Source organism: Pseudovibrio exalbescens DSM 16456 (assembly GCF_000422785.1).
Classification (GTDB): domain Bacteria; phylum Pseudomonadota; class Alphaproteobacteria; order Rhizobiales; family Stappiaceae; genus Pseudovibrio; species Pseudovibrio exalbescens.
The window spans coordinates 25,459-43,487 of sequence record NZ_AUGS01000020.1 but is presented as its reverse complement, the minus strand read 5'-3'; the positions used below and the strand labels follow the sequence as shown (position 1 = coordinate 43,487).

Here is an 18,029-nt window from a genome sequence, read left to right as displayed (position 1 = left end):
ACCGAATCCGGTGCGGGCCGACGGCTTGCCTTACTGCCCAGTGGTGACCTGTGTCCATAGGCGAGTGACCAAACGCTGCACTTTTGGCGGATATGCCGTAGTTGTATACAGGTTTTCGATGGTCTCCTGATCTGGATAGATCGCCGGGTCGTTCTTCACCTCATCCAGAAGGAATTCTTTCGACGCTTCAACACCGTTGGCGTAGTAAATATAGTTGGATGCCTTGGCCATAACCTCGGGTTTCATGATGTAGTTCAGGAAGGCATGGGCCTCATCCATGTGTGGTGCATCTGCCGGAATTGCCATCTGGTCGAACCACATCATGGAGCCTTCCTTGGGCACCACATAATCAACCGTCACACCATTATCGGCTTCCGCGGCCCGATCACGGGCTTGCAGAATATCACCAGACCAACCAACTGCCAGACAGATGTCACCATTGGCCAGCGCGTTGATGTATTCGGAGGAATGGAACTTACGGACGTGAGGACGCATCTTTTCAAGCAGCGCGCCTGCTTCCTCAAGTTGCTCCGGATCCTTGGAATCCGCCTCGTACCCGAGATAATTCAAGGCCGCCGGGAACATTTCCGCGGGCGCATTGAGAACATAAACGCCGCACTTGGAAACCTTTTCCAGATTTTCCGGCTTGAACAGCAAGTCCCAACTGTTGAGGGGCGCCTCATCCATGACCTGCGCAATCTTGGCCTTGTTCATACCAAAGCCGGTCGTGCCCCACATGTAGTTGATGGAATAAGCATTGCCGGGATCGTAGCGCTCCGTGCGATCCAGCACCACGTCCCAAAGGTATTGCGCGTTGGGGAGTTTTGACTTGTCGAGCTTGGCAAAAACGCCGGCGTCGATCTGGCGAGCCATGAAAGACGCTGTCGGCACGACAACATCATAACCGCTACCGCCTGTCAGGAGTTTGGTTTCCAGCAGTTCGTTGGAGTCAAAGACGTCATAAACAACGTTGATGCCGGTTTCTTCCGTAAAGTCTTCGAGAATTTGTTCGTCGATGTAGTCGGACCAATTGTAAACATAGACGGTTCGCTCCTGTGCGTGCACCATCGTGGTTGTCATCACCACAGCGGATGCGGCCATCGCCAGTATGTTTTTCAATTCGTTCTACCTCCTATTCGGTTTCGGTGTGTTTCAACAGGAACCACAGTTCAAGGTATTGCTCTTAACGTCAACCTTTACTTGGGAAAAATATCAACGGACGCACGATCTCTTTTCTTTTTCAGACCAATACGAATATATGTGAAACGATTTCACACCACATCTTCGAGAATATGACAGGGTTTCATTCCAACTTTACGGATTTACTCCGAATCTGCCCCTCCCTTTCATGGAAATACAGAGCCGTCTCAAGGCGTGCCCTCCCCTGCCCAGACGACACGGCCCGCCACCATTGCGTACCGCCATCTGCTATGCGAGGGTGAGTTGCCTACCTCTTTCTCAGCGGAGCCGATATTGCCCTGATTTTTGATGCCAAGACCGAGATGCGCCCCGGAAACACGGGTTCCATCTTTGCTGCCGCCCCTCTTTCAAGTATGAACGAATAGTAGACGAACACAGGTTTGAGACCCTCTCATGGACCAACAGGCACATAACGACGATCATGAGGAAGCTGCGATACGCGGCGTAAAGGACATTGAGGCAGCCCGCACCTGGCTGCGGGAGCGTAACATTCAAGACATTGAATGCATTGTGCCCGACATTGCCGGCGTTGCACGGGGCAAGATGATGCCGACCGAAAAGTTCTTTGCCGGGTCGACCCTGACCATGCCCTCTTCCATTTTTGCGCAGACCATTTCTGGCGACTACCCGGAAGATGACCACCGTTTCCAGCATCATCCGACAGACGGAGATCTGGCTTTCTTTCCGGACTACCGAACGCTGACCATTGTGCCGTGGGAATCCGATCCAACGGCGCAGATTATTCATGACACATGCACTCAGGATGGAAGCGCCTATGATGTGGCTCCCCGCAACGTGCTGAAGAATGTCATGAAGCTTTACTCGGATGAAGGCTGGTCGGCCGTCGTGGCTCCGGAGGTCGAGTTCTATCTTCTGAAACCCAACACGGACCCCGACTACCCGCTGGAGCCCCCTATAGGCCGTTCCGGTCGTCCCGAAGTGGGCCGGCAGAGCTATTCCATCTCTGCCCTCAACGAATTCGACGAGCTGATCGACGACATTTATGACCTCTCCGAGGCTCAGGGACTGGAAATCGACACCCTGATTCACGAGGAAGGCGCGGCGCAGATGGAAATCAACCTGCGGCACGGTGACCCACTTGAGCTTGCAGATCAGGTTTTCCTGTTCAAGCGCACGCTTCGTGAGGCTGCGTTGCGCCATGACATGTATGCCACGTTCATGGCAAAACCCATGTCGAGCCAGCCGGGATCGGCGATGCACATTCATCAATCGATCATCGACAGAGCCACGCAACGAAACATCTTTTCCGACGATGATGGCGAGATGACCGACACATTCCGGCATTTCGTAGGCGGCTTGCAAACCTATTTGCCAGCACTGACACCGATTGTGGCACCTTACGTCAACTCTTATCGACGGTTTGTCCGCAACAGCACTTCACCTTGCAACCTGTTCTGGGGGGCAGACAACCGAACGGTCGGGTTGCGGGTACCAAACTCTTCTCCAGAAGCCCGGCGCATCGAGAACCGACTGCCCGGCTCTGATGCCAACCCCTACCTTGCGATTGCCGCTACAATGGCGGCAGGATACTTGGGCATCAAAAAACAGATCGAGCCTGACTCGCCTCGCGACTACAGCAGCTCGAACCAGATCAGTTCGATCCCGCGCTCTCTGCTTGATGCCGTCGCGGCATTCGAAAACAACGAAGACATCATCAGCGTTTTTGGAGAGAAGTTCGTTTCGACTTATCGAGCAATAAAACTGGAAGAGCATGAAATATTCATGTCAGTCATCAGCCCGTGGGAACGGGAATACTTGCTGATGAACGTTTAATTTTTCTCATTCTAGAACTTTAGTTTTATACAACCTTCGTGAGTATTTGAATACACTCACGAAGGTTTCTTTTTGCCTTGCAGTCTGCAACCGCTACGTCACCCATTCTACTCTGGCGGGCGAGTCGTTGATAATGCAGAATGCATCACCTCGATAAAATTTATCGAAATTTTAAATAAGATGGTAATATTTTCACAATGTGATTCTAGGGCCGTTTTCCCGCTATGTTGGATATATCAATGCAAAGTCAGATGGTCGCGAAGAAAGGGGCGCACAAACGGCCCATCTTGCTCGTAGAGGACGCGCACTTCTTTGCCCGTATCATCCAGTCGGAACTGGACAAGTGCGGCTTGTTTGATGTCACAACGGCCGGCACTCTGGCTGAGGCGCAGGAGCTGTTGGCGCGGTCGGATTTCGAACCTTTTCTGGCCTTGGTGGACCTGACCTTGCCGGACGCACAGGATGGCGAGGTGGTTGATCTGGCCATTCAGGCCGGTTTGCCCACCATTGTCTTTTCAGCGCGCTTTGACGAGCAGACGCGGGCAACCATTCTTCAAAAGGGTATCGTTGATTACGTTCTGAAGGACTCGCCGGCAAGCCTCAGTTATCTGGTGGAGCTTGTTCAGCGAATTGAGAAGAACATGCGCACCCACGTTCTTGTTGTTGATGATGCGCGGGCGCAGCGAGCCATCTTGAAGGAAAGGCTCGAACGTTACTGCCTTCAGGTTCATACGGCCGACTGTGGGGAGGAGGGTCTCAGGTTGCTTGAGGCCAACCCGCAGATCCAGCTGTTGATCCTTGATCACGGATTGCCGGATATAAGCGGATTTGAAGCCCTGAAACGAGCACGCAGGTTCCGTAATTTCGACGAACTGGCCATTGTTGGGATTTCCGCAACGCCAAGTGCTGAACTTACCGCCAAGTTCTTAAAGTGCGGCGCGAGTGACTTTGTTGCCAAAAGCTGCACACCGGAAGAATTGATCCTGCGGATCTCTCAGAACCTGGAAAGTCTTGAACGTATCCGCGAACTCAAGGAACTGGCGAACAAGGATCCGATGACCGGACTGTTCAACCGCCGCTATTTGCACGACGAGATTGACAAGCAGCATCAAGAGATGGCGCAGCAGGGTCTGTCCATGCGCTATGCCATGATTGATATCGACAAGTTCAAGCAGATCAACGATCAGTTTGGGCATGAGACCGGCGACAAGCTGATCATCGCGATTGCTGACCGCATTCGCGACTTTCTGCCAAAAGGCGCCAAGGCCGTGCGCATCGGTGGGGATGAGTTTTGTGTCGCCTTTCCCGATATTGACGAGTTGACCTGCCGGGCCTTCCTGAGTGAACTGCGAAGTTCCATGCCCATCACGCTGCCCGGCCATGATGAGCAAGTCTTCAACTCCACCATCAGTGTAGGCTTGTCATCGGGGGCAGATGCCACCTTGTCCGATGCCTTGCGCACTGCAGACAGGTGTCTGTATGAGGCCAAAGAATCTGGCCGCAACCGCATCATCGCGGCCTGACCCACCTGCACTCAAACGCAGCGCCCGCCGTCCACTTCCAGTGCCACACCAGTAATGAACGCCGCTTCGTCCGAGGCCAACCACAAGGCCGCATTGGCAATATCCAGTGGGGTGGAAAGACGACCAAGCGGTATGGAGTTGCGGAACTGCGCGCGTTTTTCCGGCGTGTCTTCACCCATGAACAGGCCAAGCATGCCGGTCTCGCCAGCCACAGGACATAGCGCATTGACGCGAATGTTGTCGGGAGCCAACTCCACTGCCATGGACTTGGTCGCCGTGATCGCCCAACCTTTGGAAGCATTGTACCAGGTCAAGCCCGGACGGGGTCTCAATCCTGCCGTGGACGCCGTCGTGATGATGCTTCCGCCGCCATTTTTGGCCATAAGAGGCACGGCTTGCAACGTCGCAAGATAGATCGCCTTAGCATTTACCTGAAAGATCCTGTCGAATGCCTCCTCGTCAACCTCCAGAAGCGATTGGTTGCGGTGCGTATAGCCAGCGTTGTTGACGAGAATATCGAGCTTTCCACCAATCGCGAGCGCGGCTTCCATCATGGCTGCCACGTCCTTTTCCAACGCAACGTCTGCAGCCAAAGCAACAGCGTTCTCGCCGATTTCAGCCGCCACACGCCGCGCAGCTTCGCTGTTCAGATCAGCGACCACCACACTGGCGCCCTCTTCCGCGAAACGCTTGGCGATCCCTTCACCAAAACCAGACCCGGCCCCCGTGACGATGGCGCACTTTCCCTCAAGGCGTGGTGACATTTCCCCTCCCAGTCGATCTTTGGTCAGCCGTGATTGATGATCAGAGTTTTGAGAACCGAGAACTCCCGCAGAGCCTCAAACCCCTTTTCGCGTCCATGACCTGACTTCTTTACTCCGCCAAATGGAAGCTCCACGCCCCCTCCAGCCCCGTAGGCATTGATGAAGACCTGACCGGAACGGATCTGGCGCGCCACCCGGAGGCCCCGCGCACCATCACGGGTCCACACACCGGCAACGAGCCCATAGGGTGTGTCATTGGCAATATGAACGGCCTCGGCTTCATCCCTGAACGGAATGACGGCAAGTACAGGCCCGAACACCTCCTCCTGAGCCAAGGCACTGTTTGGCGGCACAGGCCCGTAAATTTTCGCAGTGGTATAAAATCCGTCCTTCGGGGCATCAGGGGCGATCGACCCTTCTGCAATCAGCGGAATGCCCTCGCTTTTCGCGCGCTCGCAAAACGCGGAGACCCGCCGGGCCTGTGCTGCATTGATCAACGGGCCGATGTCCAGATCCTTGTCATGCGGTCCAGTGACAAGAGCGCGGAACTTGTTGCGCAATCGCTCAACCACCTCATCATAAATCGGCTGATGCACCAGCACACGGCTGCCCGCCGAGCAGGTCTGTCCCCCGTTTTGAATGATGGCATTCCGAACCACGGGTAGAGCCTGATCCAGATCCGCGTCCTCAAACAAGATTTGAGGCGACTTGCCGCCAAGCTCCAGCGTACACCCGATATGGTTGCGTGCCGCCGCTGCCTGAATCAGGGTTCCGACCTGCGGAGAGCCTGTGAAGGTCAAGAAATCAATGCCCGGATGATGAGCCAACGCTGCGCCGACCTCATCGCCAAATCCCGTCACAACATTCAATATGCCGTCAGGGATACCCGCCTCTGTGGCCAATTCAGCCAGACGCAATACGGAAAGACAGGCATGTTCTGCGGGTTTGATCACCAATGCATTGCCCATTGCCAAAGCAGCGCCGGCAACGCGCGAGAATATTTGAAGGGGGTAATTCCAGGGAATAACGGCGCCAACAACACCATGCGGTTCGCGCAGGGTCACAGCGAGGAACCCGTTGGCTGCCGGTATGGTTTCGCCGCCAATCTTGTCCGCGCCGCCACCGTAAAATTCGAAGTAGCGTGCCGCAGCCGCAGCATCAGCCCGAGCTTGAGACACCGGCTTTCCCGTGTCCCGCGCCTCCAGCGCTGCCAGCTCCTCATGATAGTCGCGAATTAGATCCGCCAGCCTCAGGAGCATCCGCCCGCGCTCGGCGGCTGTCAACGCCGCCCAGCTGTCCGCCTGATAGGCTTGCCGCGCTACCTTGACCGCACGGCCCACATCCGCCCCGGTACAACGCGGAATCGTGGCAAAGGCCTTGCCATCAGACGGGGAAAGCACCTCCAATACCTCGCCGGATGATCCGGCACACATGGTGCCATTCACGTAAGCACCATAAGCGGTCAGGTGAGTATCCCCTTCGCGTGTCTTGAAAGTCATCACAGCATCCTCCCCGATTGCCGCGAATACCCTAGGTCATGGCCTCAACCTTAGAGGAAGCCAATAGGGAGAGCAACGTAGAGGATAGCGCGTATACCGATTAATGGCCCCGGCCTCGCCTAATTGATAGGTGGCTCAGGGTTGTGATGAGGCTCGGCGCAACCACGGCCGGGTTCCCACCGGCACCTCGGAGCGGGTTCCAACGGGCTGGGTATACACGTCAATGGTGTTGAGATTTCCAGCTTCCAGATCCTTGCGCAGCTTGGGATTATCCAGTGCAAATGCGTTGATGCCACAGCGCTGCATGAACCCGATCTGGTCAAGGATAAAGGGGCCGACGGCTCGAATTTCGCGTTTGAATTGATAGCGCTCCGCCAGGAGCCGGGCTGCGGAAAAACCGCGTCCATCTGCGAAAGAGGGAAACTCGATGGCCACCAGATCCAAATGATCCAGGAGCGACGCGAGACGACTGACGTCCCCCCCGGCAGGAACAAGCGCCCCGATGCGGGCCTTTGTTTGCGCCATGGCAGCCGCATTTTCCACCAGACGATCAAGCGGAACGATCCACTTGCCTTCAGAGGGAAAGGCATCCTCTTCCTTCAAAACCACCCAGTCGTCTGGCTGGATCTTGCCGTCTTTGTACACTTCTGATGTCATCTCACCCTCAAATGCCGCTGCCATCAATTTGCTTGCCGTGGTTGGGCAGATGAATGCCACATTCCACCTTGCCCATGCCCCGCCAGCGACCCGCGCGCGGATCCTCACCCGGAGCTACCTTGTCCGTGCACGGCATGCAGCCGATGGACGGATACCCTTCCGCGACGAGTGGGTGCGGGGGCAAATCATGGTCTCTGGCATACTGAAGGATGTCTGAGGCTCTCCAATCTGCCAGTGGGTTGACCTTGATCCGTCCCTCATCCACCTCAAAAAACGGCAGGCTTGCGCGCGTGGCAGATTGGTGGCGCTTGCGCCCGGAAATCCATGCACTGAACACGCCCAGCGCCCGCTGCAGGGGCAGGACCTTGCGAATGTGACAGCACTGGTCGTTGTCACTGACCCAAAGGTGGCCCTTTGGATCATGAACGGCCAGATCTTCCGCAGCAGGTGATACCGATCTCACATCTGTGAGGCCAAGCCGGTCACTCAGATCGTCGCGATAGCGCTTCGTCTCTCCAAACAGCTTGCCAGTATCGACGAACACAACCGGTGTATTGCGATCAATCTGCGAAACCAGATGCAGCAACACGGAAGAATCCGCGCCGAAACTCGAGACCAGAGCAATCTCACCCTCGAAGAGGTCGCGAATGGCAATACGCAGGATCTCCTTGGCACCGCGGCGACCAAACCGACGATCATAGCTCGCCGCCTCAACAGCCAAAAGGTCCTCCTCACTCAAGGTGACCACGTCATCAGACAGTGCCATAAAGAGCCTCCTTGAAAGGGGCATCCCCCACTCTGCGATAGGTTTCGATAAAGGTTTCCTCCGGCCCCACGCGGTTCTGAAGGTAAGCCTCGACAACCGTCTCCACAGCGTCAGCAATCTCGTTTGCCGGGAACCCACGTCCAATGATCTTGCCGATCGACGTGTTCTGATCAGCCGATCCACCCAGCGTGATCTGATAGAATTCTTCGCCTTTGCGGTCGACACCGAGAATGCCGATATGGCCAACGTGATGATGCCCGCAGGCATTGATGCAGCCAGAGATCTTGATCTTCAAGTCCCCCACATCTTGCTGACGCTTTATGTCGTGAAACCGCTGTGAGATCTCCTGGGCAATGGGAATGGACCGGGCATTGGCAAGCGCACAATAATCCATCCCGGGGCACGCGATCATGTCGGTCACGAGACCGGCGTTTGGCGTTGCAAGACCATTTGCCTGCAAGATCTTGAAGACCGTCGGAAGATCATCCAGTTTCACGTGCGGCAAAACAAGGTTCTGCTCATGGGAGACACGGATCTCATCATGTCCGAAGCGCTCGGCAAGATCCGCTATCACCTCCATTTGTTCATCCGAAGCGTCTCCTGGCGCGCCGCCGATAGGCTTCAACGATATCGTCAGACTGGCATACCCCGGGGCCTTGTGGCCATTCAGATTGCGGTGCACGAAATCCGCAAAGACCGGGGTCGCGCGTTTCTCAGCCTCGAAATTCTCGCTGACAGCTGGCAACGTTTCAAACGCGGGGGGCGCGAAATAGGCGTTGATCCGCTCCACCTCCTCGCGCGGCAAGTCAAGGAAGGTGTGCTTGACGGCTTCAAACTCGGTCTCGATCTCCTGCTTCAGGGCATCAAGGCCGGTTTCATGCATCAAGATCTTGATCCGGGCCTTGTACTTGTTGTCGCGGCGACCATACCGATTATAGACCCGCAAGATGGCTTCGCAGTATGACAGCAGATCCTTTTCCGGCAGGAAATCTCGCACCTTGCGCCCAACCATGGGCGTGCGCCCCAGCCCGCCGCCAACAAAGACCACAAAGCCAACCTCACCTTGAGCATTCTGGGTCAGCTGCAAGCCAATATCGTGCACTTGCACCGCTGCCCGGTCCTGCGGCGCGCCCGTGATGGCAATCTTGAACTTGCGCGGCAAGAACAAAAATTCAGGGTGCAAAGAGGACCACTGCCGCAGAATTTCGGCATAAACGCGAGGATCGGCGAACTCATCATCCGCAGCACCAGCGAACTGGTCTGATGTCACGTTTCTTATGCAGTTGCCAGAGGTCTGGATGGCATGCATCTGCACCTCTGCCAGCTCTTCAAGTATTTTCGGCGTATCCGCCAGTGTTGGCCAATTGAACTGGATATTCTGGCGCGTGGTGAAATGCCCATACCCGCGGTCGTAACTACGAGCAATATGGGCCAGCTTGCGCATCTGGCGGGCATTGAGCGTGCCATAAGGGATGGCAACGCGCAGCATGTAGGCGTGAAGCTGCAAATAGAGCCCATTCATCAAACGCAGAGGCTTGAACTGCTCCTCTGTCAGATCTCCGGAGAGCCGGCGTCGCACCTGATCCTTGAACTGGGCCACGCGTTCGTTGACAAACTCCTGATCAAACTCATCGTAGCGGTACATGACATATGCTCCTTACGCAGCCGGACTTTCGGGGCGGGCCTGCTTGCCAAGATAGGGATGGGTGGTTGGGCCAAGGGCGCGAATGGCCTCCCTCAAGCGCGTTGGTGTCAGCCGACCATCCTTGTAGGCGACCTCGATCTCGTAAACGCCAACGACTTCCTGACGCTCTTCAGAAACGGTTTCTGATTGCAAAACCTGTTGTAGTTCGCTCGCCTCCTCGAAAACGCGAGCGTCGCCCACAACCTCCACCCACTTGCCGTCCGGCCCAAGCCAAACCACCTCACCATCCAGCAGTCTGTTTGCAGTAATGACTTTCATCGCACATCTCCTCAGGCAGCAGCCGGCGTCAGCAATCGATCCGCCGTCTTTTGGGCAAGAGGCAAGGCGGTAGACAGGTCCGCCTCAGCAACCACATCGCCAATCACAATCAATACCGGACCTGAAATGTCGTCCCGCGCAGCAAGTTGGGTCATTTCACGCAAGGTGCCTGCAAACACCCTTTCATCGGGATGGGCAGCATTTTCCACGGCCAACACGGGAGTTTCTGCCTTCAGGCCTGCAGCCAGCAGGCGAGCGGCAATCTTGCCCGCCACCGTGCGGCCCATGTAAACTGCGGTGGTGCTGCCGGACAGGGCAAGTTGAGCCCAACCAGGCAGCGTCTGACCGTCCTGATCATGCCCCGTGGCGAAAACCAGCGAGGACGCCACACCGCGCAATGTCAGCGGCAGTTGTGTTGATGCGGCGGCAGCAAAAGCCGCAGTGACCCCGGGTACAACTTCAAAATCGATCTCAGCTTCGCGCAGGGCAGCCATTTCTTCTCCTGCGCGGCCAAAAATCAACGGGTCTCCAGCTTTCAACCGAACAACACGTTTCCCCTGACGCGCAGCGCCTACAAGATGGTCATTGATGTCCTTTTGAGAGACGGAATGCTGGCCCTTGCGTTTGCCAACACTGATGCGCTCTGCATCTCGCCGCCCCATGGAGACAACGGCTTCCGGGACCAGCGCGTCGTAGTAGATCACGTCGGCCTCTTGCAAGACCCGCTGGGCGCGCAAGGTCAGGAGATCTTCAGCGCCCGGCCCGGCCCCGACGAGCCACACATAGCCGGTCTCCTCGCGAACATCATGAAGTAATCGCTGAATTTGCAGTCTTGCTTTTTGCTCATCGCCCTTGAACACATGGGCCGCAACACTGCCCGAAAAAAAACGCGCCCAAAAACGGCGGCGCAAACGACCAGATGAGATTACGGTGGCAACCGCATCGCGCAGGTTTTCCGCCAATGTGGCCAGACGCCCCGCTTCCAGCGGCAGCATGGCTTCAATTGCTGCCCGGATATGACGCGCGTATACAGGCCCGACGCCTGTCGAGGTGATGGCGACCGCTACCGGTGCGCGATTTACCAAGGCACCCACATAAAAATCACAGAGTTCCGGGCGATCCACGGCATTTGAAGGGATTCCGGCCGCCCGCCCCGCGTCCACGACAGCTCGATCCTGTTCCTCTTCGCCCGAGGCACCAAACACGAGCGCAGCGCCCTTCAGGTGATCTGCATGGAAGGGTTCGTGGCGGAGTTCCGCTCCCGCCATGTCGACCGCTGCAAGCAGGTCAGGCTCTGGTTCCTCTGACGCAATGACCAGAATATGCGCCTGTGTTTGTGCCAACAGCCTTACCTTCGGTGCGGCTTCTCCCCCCGACCCGACAACAACAACTGTGCGCCCGGCCACCTTTTGAAAGGTGGGGAAGACCGCCAATTTGCGCTCTTGTGCGCTTTGTGGAGTGGTTTCAGCCCGCATCCCGCTCTTCTCCGGTGCCTGTGTTTCGTTTGGGGCAGACTACGGCTTTGATCGCGAAGAGGCCGGGCACGGCATTTCAAAGGCGAGCAGGATCTTAGAAAAGGATTTCCATTGCCCGACCGCGCTTTAACGCAGGACATGAATCCAACCAGCGCGCCTTCTTCAAGAAAACCTATGCGTTTTTGTCAGAAAAACGAGAAAGCGGACCCGGGAAACCCAAGGTCCGCTGAAAATGTTCGCACTCAAGAGATGGTTCATGACCAATCTCGAATGGCAAAAGGCATTACTTGAGGCGCTGCATGACAGAAACGTAGTTGGCCACCGCGGCGCCGCCCATGTTGAAGATACCGCCCAGTTCGGCCCCCTCGACCTGAATGCCGCCAGCGGAGCCCGTGAGTTGCATGGCAGTGAGGGCGTGCATGGACACACCTGTTGCGCCAATGGGATGCCCCTTGGCCTTCAAGCCTCCGGATGGATTAACCGGCAGCTTGCCGCCCTTCTGTGTCCAGCCCTCCAGAATGGCGGTTGCGCCCTGGCCTTCCGGCACCAACCCCATGGCTTCATACTCGATCAGCTCCGCAATCGTGAAACAGTCGTGGGTTTCAACGAAATCAAGATCTTCAATTGTGATCCCGGCGCGCTCCAATGCTTGCCGCCATCCTTCCGCACAGCCTTCAAACTTCAGGATGTCGCGTTTCGACATGGGCAAAAAGTCCTGAACATGAGCCATACTGCGAAACGCGACGGCCTTGTTCGCGCCCAGCGCCGTTTCCGTGTCCGTGATTACCAGCGCCGCCGCCCCATCCGAGACCAGAGAACAGTCCGTGCGTTTCAACGGACCAGCCACGAACGGATTTTTCTCGGATTCATTAAGACAGAACTCCACCCCCAGATCCTTGCGCATCTGGGCGTAAGGATTGTCGACACCGTTCTTGTGGTTCTTGGCAGCAATATGGGCCAAGGCTTCGCTTTGATCGCCGTATTTTTGGAAATACATGCCGGCGATTTTGCCAAACACACCGGCGAAGCCGCCGGGCGTGTCACCATCTTCGGGAAGGTAGGACGCCTTGAGAAGGTTCTTGCCAATTTCCGGTCCCGGCGTGGTCGTCATCTGCTCCACACCCACAACCAAAACCTTTTTGGCGCTTCCCGCGGCAATGGCTTTCACGCCCTGATGCACGGCTGCCGACCCGGTTGCACACGCATTTTCCACCCGCGTGGTGGGTTTGAAGCGGAGCTTGTCGCTGGCTTGAAGCACCAGACTGGCCGTGAAATCCTGCGCCGAAAATCCGGCGTTGAAATGCCCCAACACGATCTCGTCGATGTCTTCTGGATGCAGCCCGGCATCGGCAATTGCATCCGTGGCAACCTTGGTGATGAGTGTTTCAACGGTTTCGTCGGCCAACTTGCCAAACGGCAAGTGAGCCCATCCAATAATGGCGGCCATGAGTGTCTCCCTGACTGGCTTGGCGGCGCCCCTCTACTCCCGCGGGCCGCTGCGTCAATGCCGGGATCGTTCCACCCTCCTCTCGCAGGCGCAATAATACGTAGGTTTAAGCTGCCTCATGTTTTACGCGGGTGCCGATGGAGGCCCGGCTCAAGCAAAAACGGCCGTTGAGAAATGCCTGTTTGCCTTGCATCCCTGATCCCGTCATTTGAGGGAGAATGTCCCTGGATCGCCGCCTTTCAGGAGTTTTTTTCCGCTCCACCAACAGCCGAGCCCGGTTTGCTGATCGGAGGCGCCGTAGAGGCTCTGAATATCAAATCCACAGGCCATACCTGTTGGCAGTCCTGAATGCTGGCGCCGTTGATGAGGTTGATCACCATGCGCGCCATTTCACAGCCAGCCGCGCGAATGGGCGATCGGGTCACGGTAAGAGGCGGATCCATTCTTTCCGGATAGAACAAGGGCAGGTCATCATCATGAGCCATGACGGACACATCCGACCCGATGGACAGCCCCAACTCGCGGCAAGCCCGATACACCCCGCTGGCCATGATCACGCTCGAACAGATCAACGCGGTCGGCGGCGTCGGCAATGCCATCAGTTCACGGGCAAAGATGTAGCCGTTTTCCTCCGTCATCTGGCCGTGTCGCAGATAGGCGGGCTCCGGCGTGATGCCCGCACCTTGCAAGGCCTCCCGCCAGCCTTCTGCCCGCGCCTTTGAAAAGCTCTGATTGACAGGGCCATCCAGATTGGCAATGCGCGTATGTCCCAGTTGCAGCATTAACCGGGTGGCCTGCACCAGCGCGCCGTGATTGTCGATGTCCAGATAAGCGTAGGCAAAGTCGGAAGGAATGCGGCCGTGGACAATGAAGGGCAGCTTGAGGCCTTGCATCAGTTCCAAAACATCATTGTTCAGATGCAGCCCGAGCAGCACCAGCGCATCCACGGTGCCCTTGGCCGCCATTCGCTTGTACGCTTCACCAACATCATCCTTGATGGCCGAAATCAGGATATCGTGATCCAGAGCTGCGGCTTCTTCGGACAACCCTGCCAGGAAGTCGATGAAGTGCGGGTCGACCAGCATGTTGCGCCCGGTGGGGAACGAAACACCAATGATGCTGGAACGACCGGTAGCCAACCGTTTGGCATTGGCATTGGGACGATATCCCAGCTCGCTCGCAGCGCGTTCGACCCGCTCGCGGGTTTCCCGCGCCACATCGGAATATCCATTCAGCGCGCGACTCACAGTAGTTGGGGAAAGACCCAAATGCTCGGAGAGCGTCTTCAAGTTCATGGCTGTCTCCCCACCTGTTTCCCTCAGGTCATCGGTTAGCCGTCAAATACAGCATCCCGTTGTCATCGATCCTGTTCTTGCTCTGGTAGCGCGACTGATCTCGACCCGCCAGCGCCCACGAAAGATATCACAGGCACCAGATTACCAAAGCGCTTTGGATTGACAACCCCATCCGCTCGACCCCGAGCTGGATCCGCCCTCCCAATTAGACTTAAGTAATTGACCATAGACACTTGATTTTTCTCGATAAAACGGCTGATTTCTGCGGCGCAAAACAGGCATAGCTTATAATTTTTCATTGATATACTATTGACAGAAAGCAGGTGCTGGGTCACGCTTCTAATCCAAAGCGCTTTGGATATATATTACAAATAGTGCTTTTCCGCTCTCTCCTTTCATTGTGGAGAGATGAAACAGGCAGAGATCGGATGGGGGATACTCCGTTCATCTGCCGCCAGGACGAAACGGAGGACGTCCCTATGACATTGCGTCAAACTCTTCTTGCGACAGCAGTACTTTCTTTTGCCAGCTTCGGCTCCGCGGCCGCAGTTGAACTCAACATTTCCTGTGGCACGGTTGGAAAAGGTCAGGAGCTTTGCAAGGAAGCCGTGGCCGAGTGGGAGGCGAAAACCGGCCACACCGTCAACGTGATTTCGGTACCAACCTCGACCACCGATCAGCTTGCGCTCTATCAGCAGATCCTGGGCTCGGGGTCCGACGATATTGATGTGTTCGAGGTCGATGTGATCTGGCCGGGTATTCTGGGCAGCCACTTGCTGGATCTTTCACCCTACACGAATGGGGCGGAAGAGGATCACTTCGACGCGATCATCGAGAACAACACCTATCAGGGCAAGCTGGTCGCCATGCCGTCCTACACGGATGCAGGATTGTTGTACTACCGCAAGGACCTACTGGAAAAGTACGATCTGCCGGAACCTACAACATGGCAGGAACTGGCGGATACGGCCAAGACCATTCAGGATGCTGAACGAGAGGCCGGCAACGAAAAAATGTGGGGCTTCGTTTATCAGGCCAAGGCCTATGAAGGGCTGACCTGCGATGCACTGGAATGGATCGACAGCTTCAACGGCGGCTCCATCGTGAATGCGGAAGGCGACATCACGGTCAACAACCCGAATGCTGTGGAAGCCCTTGATCTGGCAGCAACCTGGATCGGCACCATCGCGCCCGAAGGGGTTCTGAACTATCAGGAAGAAGATTCCCGCGGTGTCTTCCAGTCCGGCAATGCGGTGTTCATGCGCAACTGGCCTTATGCATGGGCCCTGTCCCAAAGTGAAGATTCTCCGGTCAAGGGCAAGGTTGGCGTCATGGCGCTGCCCAAGGGCGGCGAAGATGGCAAACAGACCGGCGCTCTGGGCGGCTGGCAATTGGCCGTTTCCAAGTACACCAAGAACCCTGAAGAAGCCGCTGATCTGGTGATGTGGCTCACCCGCAAGGACGAGCAGAAACGCCGCGCCATTGAGGGGTCTTACAACCCGACCATCGTTTCGCTCTACGATGACCCGGAAATCCTGGAGGCAGCCCCGTTCATCGGTCAACTGCAGGACACCTTCAGCAACGCTGTGGCTCGTCCGTCTCGGGCGACCGGCGCGAACTACAACAAGGTGTCCAACGCCTTCTACAACACCGTGCACGAGATCCTGAGCGGCAAGACAGACGCCGAAGCCGGCCTTGCCGATCTTGAACGCGACCTCAAGCGCATCAAGCGCAGAGGCTGGTAAGACAGCGCGCCGCAGCAACCTGCTGCGGCGCCTTCCATCTCCGCTGATGGCCTGCGGCCTGATTGGAGCACCACCCTCTTCGCACGGAGGTTTTGACAGATGACGCTTGCTCTGTCCGCATCAGGCGCTGGCAAGAAGTCAGCGCACAAATCCAAGCTGACATCCGACCGCATTCGCTCTGCCTGGCTGTTTCTGTCGCCGATGTTGATCACATTGGCTGTCGTGGCCGGCTGGCCGTTGTTGCGCACTATCTGGCTCGGCTTTACCGATGCCAATCTATCCGACCTGTCACGAACGACGTTCATTGGCCTTGAAAACTACTACGTCACGTTCGATGGCGAGGCCTATGGTCTGCTCGTTGATCCGGACTGGTGGAACGCGGTCTGGAACACGATCTGGTTCACGGTTGTTTCAGTGGGCCTTGAAACCATCTTCGGCATGTTCATCGCTCTGGTGCTCAACGCCGAGTTTCGCGGGCGCGGCTTCGTGCGTGCTGCAGTCCTCATTCCCTGGGCCATTCCCACCGTCGTCTCCGCGCAAATGTGGGGCTGGATGCTGCATGACCAGTTTGGCGTTCTGAATGAAATTCTTCTCACCATAGGCTTGATCAGCCAGCCCATCGCCTGGACTGCGGATCCAGATACGGCCATGTGGGCCGTGATCATGGTCGACGTCTGGAAGACAACGCCGTTCATGGCGCTTTTGATCCTTGCCGGCCTGCAAATGCTGCCGGGAGACATTTACGAGGCCGCACGGGTCGACGGCGTGCATCCGGTTCGGGTGTTTTTCAAGGTCACCCTGCCCTTGATCAAACCTGCACTCATGGTGGCCATCATCTTCCGAGCGCTGGATGCACTGCGCATTTTCGACCTGATCTATGTTCTGACCTCCAACTCCGCGGACACCATGTCCATGTCCGTCTACGCCCGCCAGCAATTGGTTGATTTTCAGGAAGTCGGGTACGGCTCGGCTGCCGCGACCCTGTTGTTCCTGATTGTCGCGGTGATGACCACGATCACGCTGATGGCCGGCAACGTGAAGCTTTCGGAGGGGCCGCAATCATGACCCAGACCATGAAACGTCGCATACAGACCGGTGTTCTCTATGCCCTGATCCTGTGCGTGGTGGTGCTGTCCATCTTTCCATTCTACTACGCGGTACTGTCTTCGTTCCGCAGTGGCACGGAACTGTTCAGCTCATCGTTGGTGCCGGACTTCAGCACCATCGACAACTATATCGGTATCTTCACTGCACAACCCTTCGGGACGAACATCCTGAACTCGATCATAGTCGCCACCTCTGTGGTGGTGTTGTCGCTGTTCATCGCCGTAACCGCCTCCTATGCGCTGGCGCGGATTTCCTTCCGGGGACGCGGCTTGTTGCTGATGACCATCCTGTCCGTCTCCATGTTTCCGCAGGTCGCCATTCTTTCCGGCATGTTCGAGTTGATCCGCGCACTGGGGGTTTACAACTCCCTGCCGGGTCTGATCATCCCCAACACCGTGCTGACCCTGCCGTTTACCGTCTGGGTGCTGACCACGTTCATGCGGGAGTTGCCCAAGGAGCTGGAAGAAGCGGCGCTGGTCGATGGTGCCTCATCATGGACCATCGTTCGGCGCGTGTTCCTGCCATTGATGTGGCCTGCGCTTGTCACCACCGGATTGCTCGCTTTCATCGCCGCATGGAACGAGTTCCTGTTTGCTCTCACCTTCACTCTTTCCAATGACGTACGGACCGTACCTGTAGCCATTGCGCTCATGTCCGGTGCCAGCGAGTTCGAATTGCCGTGGGGCCGCATCATGGCAGCCTCCGTGGTCGTTACTGTGCCGATCGTTGTGCTCGTCCTCGTGTTCCAGAGAAAAATCGTCGCCGGGCTCACTGCCGGTGCTGTTAAAGGATAA

Annotated in this window: 15 protein-coding genes; 5 read left to right on the top strand and 10 right to left on the bottom strand. The window is 56.6% G+C overall.

Annotation, left to right across the window (positions count from 1 at the left end; translation table 11 throughout):
* Positions 1-30: 30 nt before the first annotated feature.
* On the bottom strand, positions 31-1,101 hold the full coding sequence (locus tag G512_RS0113325) for a polyamine ABC transporter substrate-binding protein (protein ID WP_051269350.1): 1,071 nt from the start codon (positions 1,099-1,101) through the stop codon (positions 31-33).
* Positions 1,102-1,593: 492 nt separating this feature from the next.
* Between G512_RS0113325 and G512_RS0113320 the strand changes: the two genes are divergently transcribed.
* A complete protein-coding gene (locus G512_RS0113320; RefSeq protein ID WP_028482150.1) occupies positions 1,594-2,994 on the top strand; it encodes a glutamine synthetase family protein in 1,401 nt (466 codons plus the stop codon).
* Positions 2,995-3,233: 239 nt separating this feature from the next.
* Entirely contained in the window at positions 3,234-4,517 is a 1,284-nt protein-coding gene (locus tag G512_RS0113315; protein ID WP_208975018.1) for a diguanylate cyclase domain-containing protein, read from the top strand.
* Between the two features lie 11 nt (positions 4,518-4,528).
* Here G512_RS0113315 and G512_RS0113310 read toward each other — a convergent pair whose 3' ends face one another.
* From G512_RS0113310 to G512_RS0113265, 9 genes are all read right to left on the bottom strand, one after another.
* Entirely contained in the window at positions 4,529-5,281 is a 753-nt protein-coding gene (locus G512_RS0113310) for an SDR family oxidoreductase (RefSeq protein WP_028482148.1), read from the bottom strand.
* A gap of 23 nt (positions 5,282-5,304) precedes the next feature.
* Positions 5,305-6,780: an aldehyde dehydrogenase family protein gene (locus G512_RS0113305; protein WP_051269347.1), complete on the bottom strand. Its 1,476-nt coding sequence runs from the start codon at positions 6,778-6,780 to the stop codon at positions 5,305-5,307.
* 135 nt (positions 6,781-6,915) lie between these two features.
* Entirely contained in the window at positions 6,916-7,437 is a 522-nt protein-coding gene (locus tag G512_RS21135) for a DUF934 domain-containing protein (RefSeq protein ID WP_036489807.1), read from the bottom strand.
* Between the two features lie 7 nt (positions 7,438-7,444).
* Positions 7,445-8,203: a phosphoadenylyl-sulfate reductase gene (locus tag G512_RS0113295; protein ID WP_028482146.1), complete on the bottom strand. Its 759-nt coding sequence runs from the start codon at positions 8,201-8,203 to the stop codon at positions 7,445-7,447.
* Positions 8,190-9,848, bottom strand: a complete 1,659-nt coding sequence (locus G512_RS0113290; protein WP_028482145.1) for a nitrite/sulfite reductase — start codon at positions 9,846-9,848, stop codon at positions 8,190-8,192. Before G512_RS0113290 ends, G512_RS0113295 begins: the two co-directional genes overlap by 14 nt.
* Before the next feature lie 12 nt (positions 9,849-9,860).
* Positions 9,861-10,166 carry a DUF2849 domain-containing protein gene (locus G512_RS0113285; protein WP_028482144.1) on the bottom strand — a complete coding sequence of 102 codons (306 nt, stop codon included), beginning with the start codon at positions 10,164-10,166 and terminating at the stop codon, positions 9,861-9,863.
* A gap of 11 nt (positions 10,167-10,177) precedes the next feature.
* On the bottom strand, positions 10,178-11,641 hold the full coding sequence (gene cysG, locus G512_RS0113280) for a siroheme synthase CysG (protein ID WP_051269343.1): 1,464 nt from the start codon (positions 11,639-11,641) through the stop codon (positions 10,178-10,180).
* A gap of 283 nt (positions 11,642-11,924) precedes the next feature.
* Positions 11,925-13,088 (bottom strand): acetyl-CoA acetyltransferase, encoded by a 1,164-nt coding sequence (locus G512_RS0113275; protein ID WP_028482142.1) that lies wholly within the window; start codon positions 13,086-13,088, stop codon positions 11,925-11,927.
* 239 nt (positions 13,089-13,327) lie between these two features.
* The gene (locus tag G512_RS0113265; protein WP_028482141.1) at positions 13,328-14,383 is read right to left on the bottom strand and encodes a LacI family DNA-binding transcriptional regulator; all 1,056 of its coding nucleotides are present in this window, start codon (positions 14,381-14,383) and stop codon (positions 13,328-13,330) included.
* 479 nt (positions 14,384-14,862) lie between these two features.
* Between G512_RS0113265 and G512_RS0113260 the strand changes: the two genes are divergently transcribed.
* From G512_RS0113260 to G512_RS0113250, 3 genes are all read left to right on the top strand, one after another.
* The gene (locus G512_RS0113260; protein WP_028482140.1) at positions 14,863-16,128 is read left to right on the top strand and encodes an ABC transporter substrate-binding protein; all 1,266 of its coding nucleotides are present in this window, start codon (positions 14,863-14,865) and stop codon (positions 16,126-16,128) included.
* Positions 16,129-16,227: 99 nt separating this feature from the next.
* Positions 16,228-17,193 carry a carbohydrate ABC transporter permease gene (locus G512_RS0113255; RefSeq protein WP_028482139.1) on the top strand — a complete coding sequence of 322 codons (966 nt, stop codon included), beginning with the start codon at positions 16,228-16,230 and terminating at the stop codon, positions 17,191-17,193.
* Positions 17,194-17,201: 8 nt separating this feature from the next.
* The gene (locus G512_RS0113250) at positions 17,202-18,029 is read left to right on the top strand and encodes a carbohydrate ABC transporter permease (RefSeq protein ID WP_028482138.1); all 828 of its coding nucleotides are present in this window, start codon (positions 17,202-17,204) and stop codon (positions 18,027-18,029) included.

What these genes read in the sequence shown, in the direction of transcription:
- G512_RS0113265 (WP_028482141.1), bottom strand. Translation starts at nt 14,383, where the DNA reads ATGAACTTGAAGACGCTCTCCGAGCATTTGGGTCTTTCCCCAACTACT.
- G512_RS0113315 (WP_208975018.1), top strand. Translation starts at nt 3,234, where the DNA reads ATGCAAAGTCAGATGGTCGCGAAGAAAGGGGCGCACAAACGGCCCATC.
- G512_RS0113260 (WP_028482140.1), top strand. Translation starts at nt 14,863, where the DNA reads ATGACATTGCGTCAAACTCTTCTTGCGACAGCAGTACTTTCTTTTGCC.
- G512_RS0113325 (WP_051269350.1), bottom strand. Translation starts at nt 1,101, where the DNA reads ATGGCCGCATCCGCTGTGGTGATGACAACCACGATGGTGCACGCACAG.
- G512_RS21135 (WP_036489807.1), bottom strand. Translation starts at nt 7,437, where the DNA reads ATGACATCAGAAGTGTACAAAGACGGCAAGATCCAGCCAGACGACTGG.
- G512_RS0113310 (WP_028482148.1), bottom strand. Translation starts at nt 5,281, where the DNA reads ATGTCACCACGCCTTGAGGGAAAGTGCGCCATCGTCACGGGGGCCGGG.
- G512_RS0113305 (WP_051269347.1), bottom strand. Translation starts at nt 6,780, where the DNA reads ATGACTTTCAAGACACGCGAAGGGGATACTCACCTGACCGCTTATGGT.
- G512_RS0113320 (WP_028482150.1), top strand. Translation starts at nt 1,594, where the DNA reads ATGGACCAACAGGCACATAACGACGATCATGAGGAAGCTGCGATACGC.
- G512_RS0113250 (WP_028482138.1), top strand. Translation starts at nt 17,202, where the DNA reads ATGAAACGTCGCATACAGACCGGTGTTCTCTATGCCCTGATCCTGTGC.
- cysG (WP_051269343.1), bottom strand. Translation starts at nt 11,641, where the DNA reads ATGCGGGCTGAAACCACTCCACAAAGCGCACAAGAGCGCAAATTGGCG.
- G512_RS0113295 (WP_028482146.1), bottom strand. Translation starts at nt 8,203, where the DNA reads ATGGCACTGTCTGATGACGTGGTCACCTTGAGTGAGGAGGACCTTTTG.
- G512_RS0113290 (WP_028482145.1), bottom strand. Translation starts at nt 9,848, where the DNA reads ATGTACCGCTACGATGAGTTTGATCAGGAGTTTGTCAACGAACGCGTG.
- G512_RS0113275 (WP_028482142.1), bottom strand. Translation starts at nt 13,088, where the DNA reads ATGGCCGCCATTATTGGATGGGCTCACTTGCCGTTTGGCAAGTTGGCC.
- G512_RS0113285 (WP_028482144.1), bottom strand. Translation starts at nt 10,166, where the DNA reads ATGAAAGTCATTACTGCAAACAGACTGCTGGATGGTGAGGTGGTTTGG.
- G512_RS0113255 (WP_028482139.1), top strand. Translation starts at nt 16,228, where the DNA reads ATGACGCTTGCTCTGTCCGCATCAGGCGCTGGCAAGAAGTCAGCGCAC.